The organism is Kaarinaea lacus, assembly GCF_975902315.1.
This window is the reverse complement of the sequence record NZ_CDLKIE010000393.1, coordinates 1-5948: the sequence shown is the minus strand read 5'-3', so window position 1 is coordinate 5948 and position 5948 is coordinate 1. Positions and strand designations below refer to the sequence as shown.

General features: G+C 45.9%; 5 protein-coding genes. 4 read left to right on the top strand and 1 reads right to left on the bottom strand.

Annotated elements, in window-relative coordinates; all coding sequences use genetic code 11:
* Window positions 1-277: 277 nt before the first annotated feature.
* From ACWVCM_RS12530 to ACWVCM_RS12520, 3 genes are all read left to right on the top strand, one after another.
* Window positions 278-1282, top strand: a complete 1005-nt coding sequence (locus ACWVCM_RS12530; RefSeq protein WP_455202094.1) for a hypothetical protein — start codon at window positions 278-280, stop codon at window positions 1280-1282.
* A 75-nt stretch (window positions 1283-1357) separates the two neighbouring features.
* Window positions 1358-1555 carry a hypothetical protein gene (locus ACWVCM_RS12525; RefSeq protein ID WP_455202093.1) on the top strand — a complete coding sequence of 66 codons (198 nt, stop codon included), beginning with the start codon at window positions 1358-1360 and terminating at the stop codon, window positions 1553-1555.
* Complete coding sequence (locus tag ACWVCM_RS12520) at window positions 1545-2267, top strand: hypothetical protein (protein WP_455202092.1); 723 nt, start codon at window positions 1545-1547, stop codon at window positions 2265-2267. Before ACWVCM_RS12525 ends, ACWVCM_RS12520 begins: the two co-directional genes overlap by 11 nt.
* 93 nt (window positions 2268-2360) lie before the next feature.
* Here the strand turns inward: ACWVCM_RS12520 and ACWVCM_RS12515 are convergent, their stop codons facing one another.
* Window positions 2361-3293: an MBL fold metallo-hydrolase gene (locus ACWVCM_RS12515; RefSeq protein WP_455202091.1), complete on the bottom strand. Its 933-nt coding sequence runs from the start codon at window positions 3291-3293 to the stop codon at window positions 2361-2363.
* A gap of 881 nt (window positions 3294-4174) precedes the next feature.
* Here ACWVCM_RS12515 and ACWVCM_RS12510 point away from each other — a divergent pair.
* Window positions 4175-5948, top strand: a 1774-nt coding sequence (locus ACWVCM_RS12510; RefSeq protein ID WP_455202090.1) for a bifunctional metallophosphatase/5'-nucleotidase, incomplete at its 3' end; no start/stop codon positions are given.

The following is a 5948-nucleotide window of genomic DNA, read 5'->3' as shown; positions in this document are numbered from 1 at the left end:
GTCACAATGTATTGTTCGGTAACGCTAATGTCAGTATCGGGATCGGAGCTACGCAATTAATTATGGTGTATTTTTCAGCAAAGAACCTGACGTTTCTTACACCTTGCATTTGGTAGGCAATATTGGTGTTGTACGCAAAAATTTGGGTGTTATATTTTAATATATATACGTGATAACAATATGCTCGGTAGGTCTGACCCGGATTTCCCGGACTGTCAAAAAGATCCCGATTTTCCGCACGAGTATGTGTGTCCTTTTTCGCTAAATTGAACAGGCTATGAAGAATTACTTTTTTAAAGCTATTGTAATATTAATAGCGATTTCCTCTGCTTTTTTGATAAATGGCAAGGCAGGCAGTGCTGCAGATAAAAAGGATGCCATCGATAGTGGGAGAGAAGCGCCCACTACTAAAAGCAGTAAAGATCGTTCACAAGAAGATGATTCGATGTTTAACGCGCTCATTGAAAAAGCGCGCGACGTACTCAGAGGTACCTATGATGTCATAGTATCGCCGTTGGATGCTTCAAGTGCACTTGGGCAAGCCGCTATGTCAGCAAAAACCTGGTCAAAAGGACTTTCAGATATTGTAGCTAAGCAAAACGAAATATTTAGCAAATCCGGTGATGCTGTATCAAAGAATGTGAGTGAGGCATATGATGCAAGTGAAGAGCTTGTGATTGAAGCGGTCACCGTAAGCAAAGAAACAGGCGATAAAATTGTTGAACAGGTAAGTCTAAATGTAGTTGTTCCGGTACGTTGGGCTGATGCACTTGGGTTGTCAACGAACGAATATGCTTCTTTCGTTGCCGAAGGGAAAGATCCGAAAATGCTGGTTGCGGTACCCGTTGCGAGTACAATAAGAGCTGCAATAGATCATCACTATCCTAACTCTCGTCCCATTCCAAGTTATATTAAAAACCGGTTGCATGGGTTTTACCCAAATACGGTGCTTGATGAAGCGAGATATGTTGTTGGAAATTTTGAATTGAGTTTGCCGAATGCGCTAAATTACGGGACAGAAATTTTCAAAGGCAGCGAAAATGCTTCGGTCATGGGTGAGATTATAATATTTGGACGTCAACCTGTAGAAAACGACGACAGCGAGTTATACTGGTGGGCGCATGAACTTCACCATGTTCATCAGTATTCTATGTGGGGGATCGATCGGTTCGCTTATTATTATGTCCTTGATCCCACAGTCGATGGATGGATAGAGCAACAAGCTGACCATAAGGCGTTGCAGGTACTCGCAGAATTGGGTGTCGAGCCTTTACGTGATTAACATAAACGTGGGGCACATTCGAAGCGTGGTTTAATAACCAGGCAAACATGCTTCATTAACGAAACAGGAGTCGCGGTGAAGAGTAAACGATTGTACCTGTTAACCATATTTTATATCGTTATATTGGCGATTATCTTTACGCGCTTGTATCCCGAAGTTTCTGTAACAGCCGTTACCACAGTCATCGCGTTGAGTGGCATAGTGTTGGCTGTTGTAACAAATATTATGATTCACTTTATCCGCCAAAAGCGGGGAAAAGAAGATGGTAAATAACAAAAATGGAAAAATGCATTTGCGCATGATCCTTGTTGCCCTGGTGTCGGCTGTAATTGCCGGCTGCAGTACGCCAGTGAGTAAACCTGTTGAATCACCGGCTGATCACTCGCAGCCAACAGCGCATGTTTGGCAATATATGTACTCGCATGACCTCGAAGATATCGGCTATGCAACCTATTCATATGTGTTAGTAGGCAGGGATGAAAGTTACAGGGAGGCTACATCGCGCTATTTCGAATTAGTAAGAGCGATTCAAGGATCAACAGCCAGGGCGGAAAGTATTCCCGATAATGTATCGAAAGCGCGTTTCAATCTCTTTGTGATACCGGCAGTTGGTAATAAGGAGTCAGCGACTCATGAGCCAAACTACGAAGTGTCAAAATTGCTGCTTGCCTTGCTTTCGACCATGTCGCCGGTAAAATTTGACAATCCAGGACCATACATAATCACACTCCCTAAGCCTATCAGTATGGGGGAAAAAAATGAGGTGGCAGATATATTTTATATCGACTTAACCAATATGCACCGGACTGCTATTCAAGAGGTAGTACGAAGTTACAAAGAGGAGCTATTTGAAAAAAATTTAAACGGAGTGGAAAAACTGAAATCATTGCGTTTGTCAGTACTAAATATAGCGTTAGTTACTGAAGATAGTATAGGTTTTGCCAGGGCAGCATATGCCGATTTGTTAGAGACGTTTCTTGAATAACGGGCATACATCGGGCCGAACCTGAATAGCTCACTGAGTCCCTGTAAATAGTTTTGCGTAACTGGAGAAAACGGGGTCAGCGAACAATTTACTCTATTCCCATTCCAGTTCTTCATAGACTCTTTGCGCGTTTCGGCCTTTCAGGGTATCGTAATTTTTCAGATATTCATAACGCGATTGATCAAGCTTGCCGATGTTTTCGATACCACCACCGTCTTCCATAAAAGCGGATACGGCGTCGCGTAAAAAAACCAGGTAATCATAGGTGTCCGTCCTGGCTTTTTTCAGCGTGGTCACCTGGCCATGGCCGGGTACCAGGATGCTGGGCTTGAATGTCGCCATGCCTTCAAAGACCGACAGCCAGTTTTTACTGTTCGATACCCCGATCACGCCCAGCATTCTGTCGACGTAAACAATATCACCCGTAAAGACGATGTTCTGTTCTGGTAGCCAGACAAAACTGTCGCCGGGTGTGTGGGCTGTACCGAGGTGATGGATTTCAAAGGCAACATCCCCCAGGCGACCTTGATAGTCCCTGTCAAACACCGTGTCGGCATAGACCGCTTCCGTTTTGGCCAGGCCCTTGTCACCCACCAGGTTTCCCAGCATGAAGAACTGGTCCTGCTGTCGTGCTTTATGATCGGCAACGGCGGCCTTGTTCGCAATAATGGTTGCGCCCAGTGGTTTGAAATAACTGTTCCCTAACCAGCGATGGTCCTGGCCACCGGTATTGATCACGATTTTTACCGGCTGTTGGGTAACGCTTTTAATCAGCTTGTGTATTTCCGCTGCACCCTGGTAAGTACCCCCTGGATCAATCAGCAACACGCCTTCATTGGTCACGACAAAACCAAAGTTGGCGTTATTGCCCAGGTTGGTTTTATCGCGATTCCCCATGGGGCCAATAATCGCATAGACGTTGTCAGCTAATTTTTGCAGCTTTAAAACATCCGCGGCATTCCCGCTGGCCGCGAAACCCAGTAATAGAACAACAAGTAGCAATTTGATGGTTAGCGTATTTTTCATGATTAACGGCGCCTGAGAGTGATTATTCCTAACTATAGTCTTCTATCACGGGTTTATCCGGTTGAACCTATGCAAAGGGAGGGGTAATTCCTTCTGTCATTGCGAACCGCAGGCGAAGCCATCTTAATCCCGCTTTGAAGCGAGGGACTTTCCCCACCGTCTACTTATATAGCTACTCTACAGACATGATCTCGATCATATTTAGCTCGCTACATGCCTGTTGATATGGAATAAGTCTAAAACGAAAAAAACACTATGCGCGTTGCATCATATAGATTAATTCATTAATATCGCTGAATTGGTAAATACATTACCTTCAGCTTGGCAGTAGGCGAAAAGAGCAGGAAGTAAAATAAGAAGATTAATTAACAATAATAAAATGAACATTCACTGCATCGTTAAGCATCTCCTACAGAACTTGTCCCTTTGGGGGCGAACGCCTGGGTCTGCTATTGATTATTGTATTAATCGTCCTTTCTTCTTAAATCCTTTCTCCAGAACAAGTTGCTGTCTGAAAACAATAATAATAAGAAAAATGCTTTGGATTGAGTAAGTATTATTGACTCAAGGCCGAAGTAACACGCGGCCAGCGAGACTCCTAAGCAAAGCAATCGTCAACGTAAGCAGGTTATTCAGGATATCGTAATGTCCAGCCTCATCTGGGCATTGGATATGTATTGCTTGCAGGAAAAGCAGGCAAAAGTCGTACTGTTGTGGGTAGTAGCAAAGTAGCGGGTTTGCACCTTGTAAATTGTTTTAGCTATCGGCAGTAGTCAATAAAAGACGAAAGCTTTTTCATATCATGCATTCCACATTCGTGTGTTTGATAACAAGGAACGTTTGCTCACTATAAAAAGAAAAATACAAAAAGGAGATCGTGAATGATGAGAAGAAGTAAAAAACCATTAGCGCTCAATGTGCTCGGTGCAACAATGCTGGCCGCATCAACGTTGGGCTCACAAACCGCACTTGCAGTAGAAAAGGATATAACAATTATTCATCTTAGTGACGTCCACTGTCATATGGCACCTCACGATGAAAATTTTATCCGCAGCGGCAATCGCACCAACAGTGGCGGTGTCGCCAAACTGGCAACCGGCATCAAGTCGATACGCGAAGAGGTTGGATTAGAAAATAGCCTGTTATTCATGGTAGGCGATGCCACTCACGGCGGTGCTGAGTGCATGTTCACCATGGGTGATGCCATTATGCCGGTTTTCAATTCGCTGGACATTGATGGTTTTGTGATGGGTAACTGGGATTTCGCCTATGGTAAAAACGCCACCCGTAACCGTTTTGCCAACGGCAACGAAAAAATGAGCCCCAACAACCAGACAACCTTGAGCAACACCAAACCGGCATGTACGGGTAAAGCAGAAAACACGGAATGTGATGTGACCCGTGCCAATTTTGAAACCGTGGCCAACAATGTCTATAACTTTGGCGAAGGCAAGCAGGGAGCAGCACGCAAAATTGATCTGCGCCCTGAAAATCGTACCTTTAAGCCCTATGTCATTCGCGAAGCCAACGGCATCAAAGTGGCCTATATTGGCATCACCACAACACGTTTGCCCGTGCAAAATCCCCTGTTTAATCTGACGTTCAGTTTTACCAAGGGACACGACGAACTTCCCGGCGACATCGCAGCCGCCAAAGCGGAAGGTGCGCAAGTGATTGTGCTGGCCACCGAGCTGGGCCTGGGTGATAACGTGCAAATCGCCAGGGAAGTAAATGGTATCGACATCATACTCAGTGGTGACACGCACGAAGCCATGGAAGATCCAATGGTGGTAACCCGTGCCAATGGTGAAAAGACCCTGATTATCGAGTCGGGCGAAGACTCTTATCTGGGCCGTCTTGATCTCAGTGTTGATGATGTGAGCGGCAAAGTGGGTGATTTCAAATTCCAGTTACTGGAAATGACCGACGAAGTGCCAGATGACCCTGCTGTTGCCGAAATGGTTGCAGAAGCCAGCGCCCCTTTTCTGGATCTGCGTCCGGCCAATCCCGGTGGTAAAGAAAAGTGCGTCATGTACGGCCCGGGTGGCTTTCCCTTTGGCAAAGGCCACAAGCTTTGTACATCGCTGGATGAAGTCGTCGGATATACCGAAGTCACCCTGGAGCGCCGAGATGTTATCGGTGACTACATGAACAACTTCATTGGCGATGCTGCCTTGTATGCGGGTAAACAGGTAGGCCTGACCGATGATAATGCCTTCGGTATTACCAATGGCTTCCGTTATGACATTCCTATCCTGGGCAAAGGCACACCGCTGGATGGATTACCTGAAAACGGCGAGTTGGCTGATGGTGCGATTACCGTGGGTGAGCTGTATAACTATATACCCATTGTTCCCGCCGCCTCATTAATGGACTACACCGGCGGATTGCTGCGCGGGCGTTACGAAGGCTTTTTAGAAGGTATCTTTGATCCGCATCCATTCCGTCACCAGGGTGGCTGGTGGATGGGTTTCTCCAGCAATATGCACTTTGTGCTGGATCTTGAATCCGCACCCAACTCAGTACCCCTATCGACACGGGGTGGACGCATCCTGGAAATGAAAGTCGGCGCAGAAAATATTAACGCCAGCAAAGTGTACACAGTCATCAGCTGCTATCCCCACGGTGAGAGCGCAGACCGACAGTGCCGTACCT

Excerpts from the sequence above, each read along its gene's own strand:
- ACWVCM_RS12530 (WP_455202094.1), top strand. The coding sequence starts at position 278 with ATGAAGAATTACTTTTTTAAAGCTATTGTAATATTAATAGCGATTTCC.
- ACWVCM_RS12520 (WP_455202092.1), top strand. The coding sequence starts at position 1,545 with ATGGTAAATAACAAAAATGGAAAAATGCATTTGCGCATGATCCTTGTT.
- ACWVCM_RS12515 (WP_455202091.1), bottom strand. The coding sequence starts at position 3,293 with ATGAAAAATACGCTAACCATCAAATTGCTACTTGTTGTTCTATTACTG.